This window comes from Hydrogenimonas sp., from assembly GCF_029932565.1.
Taxonomy (GTDB): Bacteria; Campylobacterota; Campylobacteria; order Campylobacterales; family Hydrogenimonadaceae; genus Hydrogenimonas.
Genome location: NZ_JAOZPV010000034.1, coordinates 1 through 16917, shown reverse-complemented (window position 1 = coordinate 16917; position 16917 = coordinate 1). Strand labels below are relative to the sequence as shown.

Annotated in this window: 17 protein-coding genes; 9 read left to right on the top strand and 8 right to left on the bottom strand. The window is 50.4% G+C overall.

The window, feature by feature from the left end:
- Positions 1–104: 104 nt before the first annotated feature.
- From Q1K24_RS05675 to Q1K24_RS05645, 7 genes are all read right to left on the bottom strand, one after another.
- Positions 105–959 (bottom strand): ATP-binding cassette domain-containing protein, encoded by an 855-nt coding sequence (locus Q1K24_RS05675; protein ID WP_300367292.1) that lies wholly within the window; start codon positions 957–959, stop codon positions 105–107.
- Complete coding sequence (gene modB, locus Q1K24_RS05670; RefSeq protein WP_300367298.1) at positions 959–1633, bottom strand: molybdate ABC transporter permease subunit; 675 nt, start codon at positions 1631–1633, stop codon at positions 959–961. The genes Q1K24_RS05675 and modB overlap by 1 nt, the downstream gene beginning before the upstream one ends.
- A 5-nt stretch (positions 1634–1638) precedes the next feature.
- Entirely contained in the window at positions 1639–2037 is a 399-nt protein-coding gene (locus Q1K24_RS05665) for a TOBE domain-containing protein (protein WP_300367289.1), read from the bottom strand.
- Positions 2034–2777 carry a molybdate ABC transporter substrate-binding protein gene (gene modA / locus Q1K24_RS05660; RefSeq protein ID WP_300367287.1) on the bottom strand — a complete coding sequence of 248 codons (744 nt, stop codon included), beginning with the start codon at positions 2775–2777 and terminating at the stop codon, positions 2034–2036. The genes Q1K24_RS05665 and modA overlap by 4 nt, the downstream gene beginning before the upstream one ends.
- A 10-nt stretch (positions 2778–2787) precedes the next feature.
- Positions 2788–3585 (bottom strand): TOBE domain-containing protein, encoded by a 798-nt coding sequence (locus Q1K24_RS05655; RefSeq protein ID WP_300367284.1) that lies wholly within the window; start codon positions 3583–3585, stop codon positions 2788–2790.
- Positions 3582–4415 (bottom strand): ModD protein, encoded by an 834-nt coding sequence (gene modD / locus Q1K24_RS05650; protein WP_300367281.1) that lies wholly within the window; start codon positions 4413–4415, stop codon positions 3582–3584. The genes Q1K24_RS05655 and modD overlap by 4 nt, the downstream gene beginning before the upstream one ends.
- Positions 4416–4502: 87 nt before the next feature.
- The gene (locus tag Q1K24_RS05645; protein WP_300367278.1) at positions 4503–6437 is read right to left on the bottom strand and encodes a thioredoxin domain-containing protein; all 1935 of its coding nucleotides are present in this window, start codon (positions 6435–6437) and stop codon (positions 4503–4505) included.
- A gap of 577 nt (positions 6438–7014) precedes the next feature.
- Here Q1K24_RS05645 and Q1K24_RS05640 point away from each other — a divergent pair.
- The 3 genes from Q1K24_RS05640 to dsbD are packed head-to-tail and all read left to right on the top strand — an operon-like array spanning position 7015 to position 9744.
- Entirely contained in the window at positions 7015–7551 is a 537-nt protein-coding gene (locus Q1K24_RS05640; RefSeq protein ID WP_300367275.1) for a carboxymuconolactone decarboxylase family protein, read from the top strand.
- A gap of 10 nt (positions 7552–7561) precedes the next feature.
- Entirely contained in the window at positions 7562–7900 is a 339-nt protein-coding gene (locus Q1K24_RS05635; protein WP_300367271.1) for a hypothetical protein, read from the top strand.
- A gap of 59 nt (positions 7901–7959) precedes the next feature.
- Entirely contained in the window at positions 7960–9744 is a 1785-nt protein-coding gene (dsbD, locus tag Q1K24_RS05630; RefSeq protein ID WP_300367268.1) for a protein-disulfide reductase DsbD, read from the top strand.
- A gap of 115 nt (positions 9745–9859) precedes the next feature.
- On the opposite strand, the gene Q1K24_RS05625 is transcribed toward dsbD, so the two are convergent.
- Positions 9860–10207, bottom strand: a complete 348-nt coding sequence (locus tag Q1K24_RS05625) for a c-type cytochrome (RefSeq protein ID WP_300367265.1) — start codon at positions 10205–10207, stop codon at positions 9860–9862.
- Positions 10208–10331: 124 nt separating this feature from the next.
- Between Q1K24_RS05625 and Q1K24_RS05620 the strand changes: the two genes are divergently transcribed.
- The 6 genes from Q1K24_RS05620 to Q1K24_RS05595 form a co-directional block, all read left to right on the top strand.
- Positions 10332–11519: a hypothetical protein gene (locus tag Q1K24_RS05620; protein WP_300367262.1), complete on the top strand. Its 1188-nt coding sequence runs from the start codon at positions 10332–10334 to the stop codon at positions 11517–11519.
- A 58-nt stretch (positions 11520–11577) separates the two neighbouring features.
- Complete coding sequence (locus Q1K24_RS05615; RefSeq protein WP_300367259.1) at positions 11578–12147, top strand: aminodeoxychorismate/anthranilate synthase component II; 570 nt, start codon at positions 11578–11580, stop codon at positions 12145–12147.
- Positions 12148–12261: 114 nt separating this feature from the next.
- Entirely contained in the window at positions 12262–13458 is a 1197-nt protein-coding gene (locus Q1K24_RS05610) for a hypothetical protein (protein ID WP_300367256.1), read from the top strand.
- Between the two features lie 88 nt (positions 13459–13546).
- Complete coding sequence (locus tag Q1K24_RS05605; protein ID WP_300367253.1) at positions 13547–14854, top strand: ATP citrate lyase citrate-binding domain-containing protein; 1308 nt, start codon at positions 13547–13549, stop codon at positions 14852–14854.
- A 12-nt stretch (positions 14855–14866) separates the two neighbouring features.
- A complete protein-coding gene (locus tag Q1K24_RS05600; RefSeq protein ID WP_300367251.1) occupies positions 14867–16690 on the top strand; it encodes a citrate/2-methylcitrate synthase in 1824 nt (607 codons plus the stop codon).
- A 63-nt stretch (positions 16691–16753) separates the two neighbouring features.
- A partial coding sequence (locus tag Q1K24_RS05595; RefSeq protein ID WP_300367295.1) for a prepilin-type N-terminal cleavage/methylation domain-containing protein occupies positions 16754–16917 on the top strand: 164 nt, incomplete at its 3' end.

Below are 16917 nucleotides of genomic sequence, written 5' to 3'. Positions count from 1 at the left end.
CTCTCGGCGCTGCTGTGGTCCGGCGTATTTATCCTCTACATGGTCCGCTATTTCCACTGGTTGCTCCAACCCCGGGCCGACAGCCTGCCCGGATAAGGCAGGGTCTACACTTTCTGCACGGTCGGTGCGAAAGCCTTGGCGGCGACGGTGACCGTCTCGCCCACGGTTAGAGAGGCGGCGGTGGAGGCGTCGAGCACCACTTCGACGATCTGCTGGCCGATGGCGACGATCGCCACGTGGATCGTGTCGCGCTTTTGCACCTCCAGCAGCTCTCCCCGGAAAGAGAACTTCTGGCTGCCGGCGGCCTGCAGGAGCACGTCGGCGGGTTTGCCGTCGGCCGTGACGCGCCCGTGATCGAGTCGGATGACCCTATCGGCCAGGCGGTAGATCTCGGCCGGGTCGTGGCTGACCATCAGCGTCGTGGTGCCGAACCGTTTGTGCAGGGCCAGGATGTCGTGCTGGAGTTTGCTCCGCATCGCCGGATCCAGCGCCGAGAGGGGCTCGTCGAGCAGCAGGAGTCTGGGCCGGCGCATCAGTGCCCTGGCCAGCGCCACACGCTGTTTCTGCCCGCCGCTGAGCGTGGAGGGGCGGCGGTCGGCCAGCTCCGTCAGTCCGGTCAGCGAGAGCAGTTCGTCGGCCAGTTTTTCGTCTCTTTCGACGAAAAGCAGGTTGCCGCGTACCGTCATGTTTTCAAAAAGCGCGTAATCCTGAAAAACGAAGCCGATCTTTCTTTTCTGCGGGGGCAGCGCGTTTTTGTCTTTCAGCCAGAAGTCTCCGTCTACGACGATCCGCCCCGTTGCCTCTTCCAGGCCGGCCAGGATGCGCAGGAGCGTCGTCTTGCCGCAACCGCTTTCGCCCATGATCGCCGTGAAACTTCCCTCTGCGATGGAGAGTGCGACCCGCAGATCCATGGGTCCCGCCGCGCCTTCGAGGGGTTTGGAGATGTCGACAGTCAGCATCAATAGACCCCCAGCTGCCGTCTGTGGTAGCGGTTGAAGGTGTAGACCGCCAGCAGTACCATGAAGCTGAGTGCTACCATGACGGCGCTGTAGATATGGGCGTTTTGGTAATCCATGATCTCGACGAATTCGTAGATCGCTACCGACGCCACCTTCGTCTCGCCCGGAATCGAGCCGCCCACCATCAACACCACGCCGAACTCCCCGACCGTATGGGCGAAGGTGACGATCAGTGCGGTGAGCAGAGAGGGTTTGATATTGGGCAGCGCCACGCGCAGAAGGGTCTGCAGCGGTGTTTTCCCGGCCAGCAGGGCCGCTTCCAACATATTCTTGTTGAGGCTTTCAAAACCGCTCTGAAGGGGCTGGACCATGAACGGAAACGAATAGAGACAGCTGGCTACGACCAGTCCCGTGAAGGAGAAAACCAGCTTGATGTCGAAATGCTCTTCGAAAAAGGCGCCGACGGGAGAGTTGGGTGCCAGTGCCCAGAGGATATAGAAGCCCAGTACCGAAGGCGGAAGGACAATAGGAAGCGAAACAAGGGCCTCGAGAAGCGGCTTGGCACGGGAGTTCGTTCGGCTGAGCCACCATGCCACCGGCAGGGCGAGCCCGAAGAGAATAATCGTGGTAGCACCGGCCAGTTTGAACGAGAGCCAGAATGGGGTCCAGTCGATACCGCTCACGGGAGAATCTCCAGAATACTCAGTTCGCTGGCCTGGAAGAGGGCGTAGCCCTTCTCGTTTTCCTGCAACCCGAGCGATTCGAAGATATCGGCCGGTACGATGGCCTCCAGTGGAATCTCGTCGAAACGAAGAATGACAACCGAAAGGATGTGCCCCTTTTCGATTGTTTCGATGTGCACCGGCAGAGCGTTGGATATGGCCATCTCTTCAGGTATGTCGCGCGCCGGAATAATGTGGGTCGCCTTGATGCCCAGTGTCACTGTCGCACCGACTTTGGCCCCTTTGGGAAGCTCCAGTCCCACCATTGTCAGACTCGTGCCATCGGCATCGAAAAAGAGTTGCGAGACACCCTCAAAGGTTTCGATGCGGGTGAGGGTGGCCGGAATCCTGTTCATGGCAGCAAATACCCATATGCTTTGAAGATTGCCTGTGCCCGTTTCCCCAATACGAAATCGTAGAAGGCTTTGGCGTCGGGATTGCTTTCGGCGTGTTTCAGCAAAACGATCCCCTGATCGATGGGTCTGTAGAGTATGGCATCTATGTCGATCCAGTGTTTCCCTTTTTCGAAACGGCGGAGTTTTGGCGAAAAGAGTGACGATTTGGCAACGATACCGATATCGGCGGCGTGCAGCGCATAGGTCAGCGTCTGGGAGATGCTTTCACCGAATATCAGCCTGGAGCGTACGGCATCGTAGAGTTTCGCATTTTTGAGGGCTTCCACGGCCGCCTCTCCGTAGGGAGCGGTCTTCGGGTTGGCGATGGCGATACGACGTATGGAGGGCGAAAGCAGCGTGTTCAACCCTTCGCTCAAGTCACGGGATATGGGTGAAAGCAGTGCAAGTGCCCCCTTGGCGTAGACTCTGGGTTTTGTTACGGCGGCACCGTTTTTGTAGAGTGCTTCTGGATAGGCCATGTTGGCTGCCATGAAGAGGTCGTAGGGTGCACCGTTTTTGATCTGTGCCGTCAGCTTGCCGCTGCTTCCCAGAATGATACGCACACGGACTTCCGGATGCTCCTCGGCAAAGGTCCGTTTGAGCTCGTCGATGGCATAGCTGACATTGGCGGCCACGGCGACCGTGATCTGCGATGCTGACAGCGAAAGCGCCAGTACCAGAAGGCTTATCAGATATCTCATCGTTCCGCTCCTAATAGATTCCAATAAGGATATGGCTCGCCTTGCAAAACGCTTCGACCTCCATCCCCTCGCGAAGCTCCAGAGCTTCGAGCGATTCATTGCTCACCTGTGCACACAGACGTGCACCGCCATCGAGCAGCAGTGTCACATCGTGGTTGACACTCCCTTTTTCGATCCGTTCGATGGTTCCGACAAAGCGATTTTCGACCCCCAGTTTCAGGCCGATCTCGGTCGAAAGGAGAAGGGCGTTGGCTTTGAAGAGTGCGTAGACCTGAGAACCGATGGCGATATCGAGTTCGGTGAGCGAATCGTTCGTAATGGTAGCGACCAATGGATGCCCCCCTCTGAGGTTCAGCGTGATCTGGGTATTGACTGTGCCTCTTTCGATACGGACTACTTCACCGGCGAGCTGGTTGCGTGCGCTGATGCGCATCGACATACTTTTGAGCAATCTCAAATGACCATCCTTTTCATTGATGCGTCGGGAGAGGTTTTTCAAAAATCTCTCGTGTTCCTCTTCGAGAATCCGGAATGTTTCAACAACTTCACGACCATACTCCGTTAGCCGTGTACCACCGCCGCCACGCCCCCCTGTTACCCGTTCGACGAGAGGCTTTTCGGCCAGGTTGTTCATGGCGTCCACCGCGTCCCATGCCGCCTTGTAGCTCATTTTCATCGCCTTGGCTGCCCTGGATATGGAGCCGGTTTCGTCGATATGTTTCAACAGTTCCATCCGTCCCCGGCCCAGAAATGCCCGAGCCTCCTTTCCCAGCCAGAGCCGCCCTTCCACTTCGTTATGTATCGTCATATCCTCTCCATTTGGACGCCGATATCCATTGGCTTGGCGTAATAGTAGGGTGCTGTCGTGATGATACCATCAATAGCCGTTTCTGCATACTTTTCGATATTCTCCAGATGGATGCCGCCTGTCGCCAGCAGCCGTATGTCGGAGTATCGGGATTTAAGCGTTTTTACGGCTTCAAAGAGTGCATCTGGTGAAAATTTTTCAAGCTGAAAAAGACGCACACCCCGTTTGGCGAAAAGAAGGGCATCATCAAGAGAGTCTGTTTCGACGGCTACCGTTTTTTCAAGCAGAGCAGCTTTTTGAATCGAATCGATTGTATCGAAAAGCTTCTTTTCACCCAGAAATTTACGATGGTTTTGGAAAAGCAGGAAGGTTTCCGAGAGTCCGAGTCGATGGGGGTACCCGCCGCCGCTGACGACCGCCTTCATCGCGATCTTTTTGAAACCGGGCGGCGATTTGCGGGTGGTGAAAACGGGCGTACCCTGGGCTCGTTCGACCATGGCACGGGTGTAGGTGGCGATACCGCCGGCGTATTCGAGCAGATTCTGGCACACCTTCCAGGCTTTGTGCAGCGATTTTGCATTTCCCTCTGCTTCGACGAGGATTGTGCCCGCCTCGAAGCGGGTGCCGGAGGGGAGTATCGAGACATTTCGACAACCCAGCTTTTCGAGTATCCGTTTTGCCTCTTCGCTGCAGGAAACGATACCATCGGACCGTCCTACAAAAATAATGGTCCCGGCTGCATCATCGATGCCAAGCGCATCGGTCGTCAGGTCGAAATAAGGGAGGTCTTCTTCTATAAAACGGTCAATTTCATGATCGGTAAAAAACATCTGTTTTCTTTTGATTCTCCCGAAAAAAAATTTCGGGAGGTAAATTATGTCATTGAACCGTAGTATATCTAAATATATAACGCTTTTTCAAGAGAGGGATTCAAGGCTCTTTTTCAAATCTTCGACTCTTTTGGCGGCTGAGAAACAGCTGTGGCGGTTGCAGACCATGTAATCGGGCTCGATTTCGTTTTTAAGCAGGATCCAGGGGTGGGGTGCTTCGTCGACGACCCTTCTGGCCTCGTGCAGGCGGTTGGGGAGCGACTTGATCACCACATCCTCTTTCAGCCATCGCAGTGCCGCCGTTGTGAATGCGGGATGGTAGATGGGGTACCGGGCGATTTTGTAGGAGTTGTATTCCAGTGTCTTGAACGCGATATCGAGGTAACTCTCTTCGCTTAACAGCGTTCCGAGAGTCAGCAGCGCGTTGGTCATAACTGCGGAGCTGGCAGGATAGCTGGTATCGGCGATGTCGGCTTCCGTTTCGAACTCGCCACGGCTGAAGTACCATTTGCCATTGGCGTAGAACGTTTCGATGGCGGTGTTGGCGAGCTTTTGGGCCTTCACGAGCCAGATGTCGTCCAGCGTCGTCCGGTAGGTCTGCAATAGAGCGTCGCAGAGGTAGGCGTAGTCTTCCAGGAACGCTTCGATAGCGGGGCTTTTCCCCGCCAATGCGCTGTGGTAGAGTACCGATTCGTCCGGCCACATCAGTTCCAGCAGCGCATTCACGCTTTTGAGAGCGAAATCCAGGTGCCTTTCGTCGATGTCGGCGGCCATGAAGAGCGATTTGATCATCATGGCGTTCCAGGCGGTGATCACTTTTCTATCGATGAAAGGGTAGGTGCGGGATGTGCGAAGGATGCGGAGGATCTTTCGTACTTTCGGCCACCATTCGGGGCGTTCGTCGCTTTGGAATCGGACGATGCTGCCCTCTTCGAAGTTGCCGCCGGGAGTGATGGAGAGCGCGGCGCATATCGACTCGGCATCGTTGCTGTCGAAACCGTTTTGCGTCAACGCCTTGACGACCTCGTCGTAACGATAGACAAAATATTTCCCTTCCACCCCTTCGGTATCGGCGTCGCTGGCGGCATAGAAGAGGTCGTTGTCCGTCATCTTCTCCTCCATGAAACCGATGATCTCCTCGGCTACATCGAGAAAGAATTCTTCTTTCGTTACCCGGTAGGCACGCAGATAGCTCTCGCAGAGCAGACCGTTGTCGTAGGTCATCTTTTCGAAATGGGGCACCAGCCACATGTCGTCCGTGCTGTAACGGCAGAAGCCGCCGTCGACAAGATCGTAGATGCCGCCCCGGGCCATCATGCGCATCGTGTGGGTTGCCATCTCCAGCGCCTCGTCGTCGCCCAGGAGCCTGTGAATGTCGAGCAGGAGATTCAGCGTCGAGGTATGGGGGAACTTTGGCGCTTTGGAGAAACCGCCCCAGTCGGTATCGTAGCTGTCGCGTGCCTGCTCCACCATCTTTCTGGCAAGTGAAAGCTCAAGTTTCGTTGCTTTGACGGGACCCTCTTTCGGTGCCAGGAAGCGCTGGATTTCATCGGCGTTTTTGATGATATCCTGCGGCGCCTCGGTCCACTTTTTCTGGATCACCTCGATCAGTTCCAGAAAACCCATCATATTGTACTTGCGTTCGGGCGGAATGTAGGTGCCGGCGAAGAAGGGTTTGCGGTCGGGTGTCATAAAGATCGAAAGCGGCCACCCACCGGGTCGCTGGTTGAGCAACTGGTGAACGCTCTGGTAGTGTTTGTCGATATCGGGACGCTCTTCACGATCGACTTTGATGCTGACGAAATGGGCGTTGAGGTAGGCTGCGATGGTTTCGTCTTCGAAAACCTCGTGTTCCATTACGTGGCACCAGTGACAGCTGGAGTATCCGATAGAGAGAAAAATAGGTCTGTTCTCTTTCCGTGCCTTTTCGAACGCCTTGTCGCACCAGGGCCACCAATCGACAGGATTGTCGGCATGCTGCTGCAGGTAGGGGGAATCTTCGTGAATGAGTCGGTTTGGCATGGTTGGCCTTTTTGTTTCGATGGTAGCGACAATTATATAAAATCTGGACAATCTCGAAAAGTAGATGAGGGATTTTATCTTCCATGTGCTGTTTGACAAATAAAAAATAGTAATGATACAATCGTGGAACAATTACACTAAAAGATTGGGTTTGCAACGAAAAGATACGTGGGAAAAATTCTTGAAACGGCTTGGAAACTTTTCAATGTACTGATACACAGCGTGCGACGACCAACCACATCGCCAAATTGGCGGGAATCAGTCCCGGGAATCTCTATTAGAACCCATCTCGAAAATTCATAGAGGCGGTAACAGCGATGATTTTATTCCAAGCCAAGATGGTTCGACAATGGTGTCATTGAAGAGCTTGCCGATTCCATCATGCTCTACAGCCAGTTCTGGACGTATCTGATGAGTCTGGGCAACGCCATCGCAAAAGCGGAGGTATGCAGGTGACAGGGAGGATTCCCGCACTTTTTTCGTCTTATCTGAGCCGGAAAGCCAGAGAGGAGCTTGCGGCGAGTTGATTCCACACGGTTTGCACAAACGATCATTACAATATAGAAGGAGAAATAGCATGGCTTATATCGATTTACCGGAGTTCGAGGAGATGGATTCGGAGATTCAGGAGAGGGCGAGACCCATTTTGGAAAAGACAGGAACAGTGGGGGAGATTTTCAAACTGCTTGCGGTGCGCAAGGATATCTATTTCGCCACCGATGAGATGGTTCAGAACTATCTGCTCAAGGAGACAGAGCTTCCGTATCGCGTAAAAGAGGCGATTGCGCTGCTGGTTTCCAAAGAAAACGGCTGCAAGATGTGTGTCGATGTGCACAAAAATATCGCCAAAATGCTGGGCCTTACCGAAGATCTGGTGGAACAGATACTTCAGGGCATCGATGCGATGGATGTGCCCGAAAAAGAGAAGAAGCTGCTCCGTTTCTCTCTTCGGGCGGCGCAGAAGGACAATTACAAAATGACCAGGGCCGACATCGACGCGCTGAAAAGAGTGGGATATACCGATAGCCAGATCATCGAAGCGGTGGCGATAACGGGCTATTTCAATTATATCAATACACTGTCGAATGTATTCGGCCTTGGCCAGGAAAAATAAAGAAGCAATGATGAAAAAATGGTTTCGGCTGACGTTGTGCTGCATGGCTGCGGCAATAGGGCTGCATGCCTACTCGGCAAAAGGGATGGTGGCGTACAAAAAGCTCTGCAAACAGTGTCACGGTTCCGGCTTCAAAGGAGCCGCAATGTGCGAAAGCGAAGAGTGGGAAGAGTATTTTGCCAAAGGGGCCAAAAAACTCAAAGTGTTGCATGCGAGGGATAGTGAAGCGAAAAAGGTATTCGAATCGGGGTATTTCAAACGCCATTTCAAAACGCTTGGCAATTTTCTCAGGAACAACGGGCGTGACATGGGTGTCGTCAAAAGCTGCGACGGAATGAACTGCGGATAATTTACCCCACGTTTACACTTCGCTGGTATAATCGTTGCAACGGATTTGGAGGTGGATAGATGAAAAAGTGGCTGGTGCTTCTTTTGTTGCCGTGGTTCCTTTCGGCCGATTTTCTGAGTGTGGACGAGGCGTTCAAACCCTCTGTTACGATAAAAGATGATGCCTTTCATGTCAAAATAGAGATCGCAGACCATATTCATCTGACGAAAAATACACTCAAATTTTCGGTCGAACCGGTTGACAAAGCAGCGCTTGGCAGTTACACGCTTCCGCCATCCGAAAAGGATGAGTTTGGCGATGAGGTCTATGCCGGACAGTTTGAAGTGACGATTCCACTTGTTTTAAAAGATCCAAAGATCAAAGAGGTGACATTTATCCTCAAATATCAGGGATGTTCGGATATGGGTGTCTGCTATCCACCAGTCACCAAACGCTATTCCTTCTCCCATCAGGCTACGCTCCCTCCGGTTGCATCAACACAATCCAATGTGGCATCCAATACCCACCATCCAATATCCAACGAAGGTGAGCTTTCCGAAGAGGAGTCGATCGCTTCGACACTCAAATCGAAGAGTTCCGGCATTGTGCTGCTCACATTTTTCGGATTTGGCCTGCTCCTGGCGCTTACTCCATGCGTCTTTCCGATGATTCCCATTCTTTCATCCATCATCGTGGCACAGGGGGAAGGCATGACGGCCAAACGCGGCTTCTGGCTTTCGCTTGTCTATGTTCTGGCGATGGCATTGACCTATACCCTCGCCGGTGTTCTCGCCGGACTCTTCGGTGCCAATATCCAGGCGGCTCTGCAGAATCCCTGGGTCATCTCGCTCTTCACACTCCTGTTCGTTGCCCTGGCGCTGTCGATGTTCGGTTTTTACGAGCTGCAGCTTCCCGCGTCGTGGCAGGGTCGATTGAGCCGCACCAGCGATGAAGCGGGGAGGAGAGGAGGAGTGGCCGGTGTGGCGATCATGGGGTTTCTTTCGGCACTCATCGTCGGTCCCTGTGTTGCCCCGCCACTGGCAGGTGCGCTCATCTACATCGGTCAGACAGGGGATGCGTTGCTGGGCGGTGCCGCACTTTTTGTCATGAGCCTCGGCATGGGTCTGCCGCTGCTTCTCATCGGTACGGGTGCGGGCAAATTCATGCCGAAACCGGGAGGCTGGATGACGACGGTCAGCAAAGTTTTCGGTGTCGTGATGCTCGGCATCGCCATCTGGATGCTCTCGCGTATTATTCCCGACGCTGTTGCGATCGGGCTATGGGCTGTACTTTTCATTGTCAGTGCCGTCTATATGGGAGCATTGGAATCGTTGGGGGTAGAGAGAGGTTGGAATGCACTTTTCAAAGGGCTGGGGCTTGTATTGTTTGCGTATGGAATTATGCTGCTTTTCGGAGCTTTCACTGGTGCCACAAATCCACTGGATCCACTGAAAGTATTGAAAAAGCAGTCGAATACTCTTTCGGTCCGGCCTGCCAGTTTGTCATTTGAACGTGTTACCTCCCTCGATGAGCTATTGAAGAAAATAGAGAGAAGCAAAAATCCGGTCATGGTCGATTTCCGGGCAGATTGGTGCGTCAGCTGCAAAGAGCTCGAAGAGATCACATTTAGCGATCCATCCGTAATGGCTGCATTGAAAGATTACAATCTCTATCAGATCGATGTGACGAAAAATTCGCCGGAAGAGAGAAACATCATGAAACATTTCGGCATTTTCGGTCCGCCCGCCATACTCTTTTTCTCGAATGGAGAGGAGAAGCGTGCCAAACGGATTTCCGGCTTTAAAACGCCGGAAGAATTTCTTGGAATATTAAAAGGGACATTCAAAAACTCCAGACAGCCATAGAAGGCAAAAAGAGCTACGAATTTCGTAAGAACTCGCAAAGGTATGGCTATAATTTTGGATGTATCCTGAAGAGATAATGCAGCGGGTGCATGGCGATAGAGTATACAAATGGCTCTCAGGAACCGAACCCTCCCAGAATCTCTTCCGGTACGTCTTTTTCCTGTCCGTGTCGATCGATGGTACTGAGATAGTGGCTGACGGTTTTGATCTGCTTCTCGTTCAAGCCTTTGGCGAAGGGGATCATCATGTCGCGTTTGCTGCTGTAACCGATTCCCTGCTGTAAATCATGGAGTTTTTTGACAAGGTAGCCGATCGGTTTGCCGCCAATTTTCGGGTAGTCGCCAATCCCTTCCCCTTTGACGCCATGGCAGCCGTAACATCCCATTCCCATATAGATTTTCTCGCCCTCCGATGCCAAAGCGAAAAGCGATGCCAACAGGAGAGTCCAGAGCAGCTTACCCATTCTTTACCCTCTTTTTACTATAATCGTAGCAAAAAAGAACCGAATGTTGAAAATTCATCTGACTCCGGAAAACGAAAAGGGTGAAGTATAAATCTATCGCAACATCGGCACAAAAAGGTTTTCTATGGTCATCAAAGGTGCGAAAGTTGTAAGAGAGAGTGGAGTCGAAGAGATCGATGTTCGCATAGAAGAGGGGAAAATCGTCGAACTCGGTACGGCACTGCCAGGAGATACGTTCGATGCGCACGGGAAATATCTCCTGCCGGGAATGATCGACATCGGCGTGATGGTCTATGACGGAAAGCTGCGCGGTGGAACGCTGGAAAAACTTTCGAAAAAGGCGTGCGCCAACGGTTTTTCCACTGTTGTTCTCTCCTCTCTCTGCACTCCTCGAATCGACAATGAAATTACACTGGAGTTTGCGAAATCGCAGGCGGAACTGTGTAGAGAGACGAATATTTTAACCCTCCTTTCGGGAGTGAACGAAGCCGGTGGTCTGAGTGACTGTTCCATTTTGCTCAAAGATGGTGCAGTCGGTATCGAGTTCGAGAGTCATGTCGACGGCAATCTGATTCGACGCCTTATGGAGTATGCCCAGATGCATGACGTGACGCTGTTTTGTCACGCCAACGATCCCGCGCTTCAGGGTGACGGGGTGATGCATGAAGGAGAGATATCGGGCCGTCTGGGATTGGCAGGGATTCCACCCCTTGGTGAATCGTCGCAGGTGGCACGTATCGGCGAGTTTGCAAAACGATACGGTGTCGACGTCGTCATTCTGGGGGCGTCGACAATCGAAACGGTCGAGATTTGCAGAAAAAACCCCCATCTGAAGGCGCAACTCTCTCTGCATCATCTCATGTTGACGGATGCAGCGTGTGACGATTACGATACTTCCGGAAAAATTTGGCCGCCGCTACGCGATGATACGACGCGGCATGCACTTGTCGAGGCTGTGAAAAAAGGGGATGTCCCAATGCTCACATCACTCCATTCGCCTGTTTCCCGAACGGCGAAAGATGCAGTCTTTTCCGAAGCGGCCTATGGCATCGACGGTATGAATATTTTTCTGCCCATGCTCTATACCACATTGGTAAAACCCGGATTTCTCACTATGACGGATCTGACGAAGCTGACGTCGTTCAACGCCGCCGGCGTCATAGGTCAGCAAGATCAACGTGGTGCCATCGAAGAGGGATATATGGGCGAAATGATTCTGTTCGATCCTGACGCATTGTGTACGGTAGATGACCGCCATTCTCCCTATAGCGGCAGAACATTCCACGGTGCAGTCGAAAAAATCGAAATTTAATGGGAATCTTCACGAATAACCGATAGAATAACACATCTGTTCAAAAGGATACCAATCAATGGTTTTGATGATCGACAATTACGACAGTTTCACCTACAATATCGTGCAGTACTGTCTTGAATTGGGTGCTGATTTGAAGGTGATACGGAATGATGAACTGAATGTCGATGAGATTCGGGTACTGAAACCGGAAAAAATCATCATTTCCCCCGGTCCGGCCACACCCAACGAAGCGGGTATAAGCCTGGATGTTGTGGAAACATTTCACAAAGACACACCAATTTTCGGTATCTGTCTGGGACATCAGACGATTGCACAGGCATTTGGCGGAAAGGTAGTGAGGGCCAAAAATCTGATGCATGGTAAAACATCGCAGATGGAAGTGCATATCGAATCGCCAATTTTCAAATTTATGCCGGATACCTTTATCGCAACGCGCTACCATTCGCTTGTCGTCGAAAAAGAGAGTTTGCCGGAGCATATTGTTGCAACGGCTTACAGTCACGATGACCATGAGATTATGGCATTGCAGATCGAAGGATATCCTGTGTATGGCGTACAGTTTCATCCCGAATCGATCATGAGCGAGCATGGCCATCTGATGTTGGACAATTTTCTTAAACTCTGATGATAAGCATCTCTTTTTCTTTGATCTGTTTTCCGATTGGGCGTTTGTCAAATCTTCAAAACAAACAGATTGGGGAGAAGAATATTTTTGTCAATCCATATAGGGATGTTTGAGATGGTATCCAGACTCAAACTTTTTGTCTCGATCCTTTTGGTGCTGCATCTTATCATTCTTGTATGGGTTGCCTGGGGGCTTCCCATTGGTCCGCATGAAGCCAAACTCTATTATTCACAGGACAATATCGTCTCATTGCTGATGCACTGGGGACATGATATGTTCCCGGATATGGACTTTTTAAATATCCGGTTTCCATTTCTTCTTTTACATATCCTCAACCTTGGCCTCTTCTATCGACTTTCCAAACTGTTTCTTGGCGATGAAGTGATGCTTTTTACATCGTTTGTTATATTTCTTTTTCTTCCCGGAATCGTAAGCAGTGCAGTGCTCGCCACGTCGACGGGGCTGATTTTGGTGGTTTACCAGGCATTTTTGATTCTCTATCTTCAAAAGAAAGAGATTCTTTCATTGGTTCTGCTGCCGCTGTTTCTATTCATCGATAAAAGCTGTGTCATTCTCTATTTTTCGTTGTTAACCTATGCTTTGTGGAGACGGGAACCCGTTCTGTTGACGGTAACTGCCATGCTGTTCGGAGCATCCATCAGTATCTATGGTATCGATATGCATGGCAAACCTGTCAACTATTTTGTCGATACCGTTGCATTATATGCGGCAATCTTTTCTCCGCTTGTATTCCTCTATTTTTTTTATGCCATGTACAGGGTGTTGCTGAAAGGAGAAAAAAGTATTATCTGGCATGTCAGCTTTACCGTACTGGTTTTGTCTTTGATGATATCGTTGCGACAACGGATACCCATTGAAGACTTCGCTCCCTACGTTATTGTAGCTATTCCGTTGATGGTCAAGCTCTTTTTCCACTCTTACAGAGTTCGATTGCCCCAGTTTAGAAAACAGTATAGATATTTGGCAATCTTTGTCTTTTTTATTCTGGTGCTCAATACACTGGTATTGCTTTTTCATAAACCGCTGTTTCTCGTTCTCGAAAAGGCAGACCGACACTTCGCTGCACCTTTTTATCTTCCCTATTGGTGTGCGGAGGCTTTGAAAAACCGAGGAATTGATGCCATCAAAACCGATAAAAAAGCCTTGGAATATCAGTTCCGATATTATGGTGTCGCTTCGAGTGACAAGACGCAACTGGTGAAAAAACCGTGTAAAAACTGCAAAAGCGTAACGATTCGATACAAAAACCGAACAGTCCATACCTGCTATGTTTCAAAAATAAACAATTGATTTATTTTGTCATCAATATTGTTGTTTCAAAGCTAATGCTACGAAAAATAGTGCTAAACTCAAAGAATAAAAATCATAAGGAGTTGTGATGGCTCAAAAAGCGATACGTGAGTATGACGGTAAAGCCATTTTCGCCAAACATTGGAACGAATATTTCGATGGCTTTCACTACGATTTCAAATCTGTACTTGTTACAAGTGCGGAGGAGTTGCGCGAAAAAGCAAAAGAACATGGATTTGAGTGGTTGACTCAGGAACCGCTTGTTGTCAAACCGGATATGCTTTTCGGTAAACGCGGTAAAAATGGACTGGTTCTATTCAAAGTCGACAAACCTGGCGATGTCACACTCGAAGATGCTGCCAAGTGGATCGAGGAGAAGCAGAGCCACGAAGTGACACTGCTTTCCGGGCAGAAAGGTATGCTCACGCACTTCATCGTCGAGCCGTTCACTCCCCACACCCAGGAGCAGGAGTACTATATCTCTGCGACAGTCGTCGACAACGATGATGTGCTTTATATGTCAGCCGAAGGCGGTATGGAAGTCGAAGAGGGATGGGAAGAGAAAGTCAACGAGGTACGTATTCCGATTAATATGAGCGATAACGAAATGGAGCGAGCGGTTCACGCCAACGTCCCTGCTGGCATTCCCGATGAAGCGAAAGAGCGATTTGTATCCTTTGCAATCCAATTCTTCAAGTTCTACAGGGATTTGAATTTTGCCTATCTGGAAATCAATCCGATCGTCATGGTTGGAAACGATGCGCACATTCTCGATCTGGTGGCACGTCTCGACGATACGGCAGGATTCTTGATGCGAGAGCAATGGGGCGATATCGAATTCCCGACACCGTTCGGCATGGAAGATATGTCGCCGGAAGAGAAAGCGATCGCTGAAGCCGATGCCAAATCGGGTGCATCGCTGAAACTGACGATTCTCAACCCTGAAGGACGCATCTGGACGATGGTCGCCGGCGGCGGAGCTTCGGTTGTCTACGCCGATACGATTGCCGATCTGGCAGGCGTCAAAGACCTGGCCAACTACGGGGAATATTCTGGTGGACCGACCGAAAGTGAAACACAGTTCTACGCAGAAACGATCTTCGATCTGATGACCCGCTATGAAGATCCACGCGGAAAAATTCTTATTATCGGTGGTGCAATCGCCAACTTTACGGATGTCGCGAAAACATTTACCGGTATCATCAAAGCACTTGACAAATACGCCGACAAACTGAAGGCACACAATACGAAAATCTATGTACGACGTGGTGGACCGAATTACGAAAAAGGTCTCAAGGATATCAAAGAGGCAGCCGAACGACTGGGACTCTATATGGAAGTCTATGGGCCGGATACTCACGTAACCGATATCGTACGTATGGCACTTGAGAAGTAAGGGAGAAAGAAGATGAGCAGCAGACTTTTTACAAAAGACACACAAGCGATTTTCTGGAACAACAATAAGAGCGCAATTCAGCGTATGCTCGATTACGACTATGTTATCGGGCGCGAAAAGCCTTCTGTCGCGGCGATCGTCGCCCCGACAAGTTCAAACAAGTTTGAGAAGTTTTTCTATGGACCGGATGAAATCATGGTCCCTCTCTACCGATCGACAGCCGATGCAGTTGCAGAACACAAAAATGCTGATGTTCTTTTGAACTTCGCATCGTTCCGTACGGCATACGATGTCTCCATGGAAGCCATCAACCTGGGAGATCAGTTCCGTGTCATCATGGTAACGGCGGAAGGTATTCCGGAAAGACTTGCACGAAAGATGAATCAGGCTGCAAGAGACAATGGTACATTGGTAATCGGTCCGGCTACCGTCGGTGCGATTACACCGGGTGCATTCAAAATCGCGAATATCGGTGGTACGATCGAAAACATCATCAATTCCAAGCTCCACAGAGCGGGAAGTGCCGGTCTCGTAACCCGATCGGGCGGTCTTTTCAACGAACTTTGTAACATCATTTCTCTCAATGCAGATGGTATCGCCGAAGGTGTCGCGATCGGCGGTGACCGCTTCGTCGGGTCTGTCTTTATCGACAACCTCCTTCGCATGGAAGAGAATCCGGATGTCAAATATATGATTCTCCTGGGTGAAGTCGGTGGTACGGAAGAGTACAAGGTGATCGAGGCAGTCAAATCCGGTAAGATCAAAAAACCGATCATTGCATGGTGTATCGGTACGATCGCGAAGCATTTCAGTAGCGGCGTTCAGTTCGGACATGCAGGTGCAAGTGCCAATGCCGAGCGTGAAACGGCAGAAGCGAAAAACGCGGCGATGCGTGAAGCGGGCATCCATGTTCCCACCAGCTTCAATGAACTGCCTCAAAAGATCAATGAAGTCTACAACGATCTGAAAAAAGAGGGTATTATAGGCGAAATTGAAGAGCCGGCCGTTCGTGAAATACCAAAAGTTCGCAAGCCGAAAAATTTCATCTGTACGATCAGCGATGACCGCGGTGAAGAGGCGACCTATGCAGGTTATCCGATCAGTTCTGTCGCGACGCCGGATACAGGTAAAAGCATCGGTGATGTCGTCAGTCTTCTCTGGTTCAAGAAAGTCTATCCGAAATGGGCGACTGACTTCATTGAAACTGTCATCAAAACCGTTGCCGATCATGGACCTGCAGTTTCTGGTGCCCATAATGCAAAAGTTACGGCACGCGCGGGCAAATCTGTTGTCGAATCTCTGGTTACAGGTCTTCTGACCATCGGTCCGCGATTCGGTGGTGCGATCGACGGTGCTGCAAAATATTTCAAATATGCCAACGACAACAACATGACTCCCCAGGAGTTTCTGGCCTATATGAAAAAACAGGGCGTTCCGATTCCTGGTATCGGTCACCGTATCAAATCTCTTCGCAATCCTGACAAGCGTGTCGAGGGATTGAAGAAGTATGCCAACGAATTTTTCCCAAGCACATCGTTGCTGGAGTATGCTCTGGAAGTAGAGCAGCTGACGACATCGAAAAAAGACAACCTCATTCTGAACGTTGACGGAACGATTGGTATCTTGATGGTCGATATGTGGCGTGCTCTCGGATACAGCGAGCAGGAGATCGATGAGTTTATCGAAAGCGGTACACTCAACTCCTTCTTCATCCTTGGCCGTACGATCGGATTCATTGGTCACGTGCTCGATGAGAAACGTCTTGCTATGCCGATGTATCGCCATCCGATGGATGACATTCTCTACGACGTCAAGCCTGCTGAAAAAATTCAGTAACTCTCTCTCCTATCTACCTTGTGGTATAATTGGTAAAAACCAGTTATACCCGAGGTTCTTCTTATGAAAATAAAAAATGCTTTTACAATGTTGGAATTGATTATTGTAATTGTGGTAGTTGGAATTCTTTCCGCTATCATGATTCCAAGATTTTCTGATGACAAATTACGTGAAGCTGCCGACCAAATTATGTCACACATAAGATATACGCAACATTTGGCAATGAT